This window comes from Rhodovulum viride (assembly GCF_003265965.1).
GTDB classification, from domain to species: domain Bacteria; phylum Pseudomonadota; class Alphaproteobacteria; order Rhodobacterales; family Rhodobacteraceae; genus Rhodovulum; species Rhodovulum kholense.
On sequence record NZ_MUAV01000077.1, the window covers coordinates 1 to 1,853 of the forward strand.

The following is a 1,853-nucleotide window of genomic DNA, read 5'->3' on the forward strand; positions in this document are numbered from 1 at the left end:
CCGAAATCGTTCTCGGCGATCTTGCGCAGGATCCGGCGCATGATCTTGCCGGACCGGGTCTTGGGCAGGCCCGGGGCCCATTGGATGATGTCGGGCTTGGCGATCGGGCCGATCTCGGTGCGGACCCATTTCTCCAGCTCCTTGCGGAGATCTTCCGTCGCCTCGATCCCGTTCATCAGCGTCACATAGGCGTAGATGCCCTGGCCCTTCAGCTCGTGCGGATAGCCCACGACCGCGGCCTCGGCGACCGCCTGATGCGCCACCAGCGCCGATTCCACCTCGGCCGTGCCCATCCGGTGGCCCGAGACGTTGATCACGTCATCGACCCGGCCCGTGACCCAGTAATAGCCGTCGGCATCGCGCCGGCAGCCGTCGCCCGAGAAGTAATAGCCCTTGTAATGGCTGAAATACGTCTCCTGAAAGCGGTCGTGATCGCCCCAGACCGTGCGCATCTGCCCGGGCCAGCTGTCCTTGATGCACAGCACGCCCTCGGCCTCGGTGCTGTCGATCTCCTTGCCCGACTCGGCTTCAAGAACCACCGGCTGCACCCCGAAAAAGGGCTTGGTGGCGGACCCGGGCTTGGTCGCCGTCGCGCCCGGCAAGGGCGTCAGCAGATGCCCGCCGGTCTCGGTCTGCCACCAGGTGTCGACGATCGGGCAGCGGCCCTTGCCGACATGCTCGTTGTACCACTCCCAGGCTTCGGGATTGATCGGCTCGCCGACCGAGCCCAGAACCTTGAGGCTCGACAGGTCGTATTTCTCGACCCATTCGGTGCCCTGGCCCATCAGCGCCCGGATCACCGTCGGCGCGGTGTAGAACTGGTTGACCTTCAGGTCCTGGCAGATCTGCCAGAACCGGCCCGCATCGGGGTAGGTCGGCACGCCCTCGAACATCACGGTCGTCGCCCCGTTCGCGAGCGGGCCGTAGACGATGTAGCTGTGGCCGGTCACCCAGCCCACATCGGCGGTGCACCAGAAGACGTCGCCCTCGTGATAGTCGAAGGTGTATTCATGGGTCATCGCCGCATAGGCGAGATACCCGCCCGAGCTGTGCACCACGCCCTTGGGCTTGCCGGTCGAGCCCGAGGTATAGAGGATGAACAGCGGATGTTCCGAGGCCAGCTCGCGCGGCGGGCAGTCGGGCGAGGCATGTTCCATCAGCTGCAGCACGTCGACATCGCGGCCCTGGATCCAGGAGGTCTGGTCGCCCGTATGCTTGACGACCATGCAGCGCACCTTGTCCGAGCAGTGCAGAAGGGCGGCATCGGCATTCGATTTCAGCGCGGTCTTGCGCCCGCCGCGCGGCGCGGTGTCGGCGGTGATGACGACCTTGGCGCCGCAATCGTTGATCCGGTTGGCCAGCCCGTCGGCCGAGAAGCCCGCGAACACGACCGAATGGATCGCCCCGATCCGGGCGCAGGCCAGCATCGCATAGGCGGCCTCGGGGATCATCGGCATGTAGATCACCACGCGGTCGCCGCGCATCACGCCCTGGCTCAGCAGGACGTTGGCCATCCGGTTCACCTTCTCGTGGAGCTCGCGATAGGTGATGTGGCGGACCGGCTCGTCGGGATCGTCGGGCACGAAGACGATAGCGTCCTGATCGCCGCGGGTCTTCAGGTGCCGGTCGATGCAGTTCGAGGCGACGTTCAGCGTGCCGTCCCGGAACCAGTGGATCTCGACCTCGCCCATCTTGAAACTGGTGTTCTTGACCTCGGTATAGGGCTTGATCCAGTCGAGCCGCTTGCCGTGCTCGCCCCAGAACCCTTCCGGGTCCTCGACCGATTGCCGGTACATCGCCTCATACGCCGCAGCGTCAATATGAGCCCCGGACACAAAATCCGGATCCGGCGG

The 1,853-nt window shown here is 65.4% G+C and carries 1 protein-coding gene; it reads right to left on the minus strand.

What is annotated here, in order from left to right; all coding sequences use genetic code 11:
• The coding region (gene acs, locus BYZ73_RS20935) for an acetate--CoA ligase (RefSeq protein ID WP_112317545.1) at positions 1-1,835 on the minus strand (1,835 nt) is incomplete at its 3' end.
• Positions 1,836-1,853: the final 18 nt, after the last annotated feature.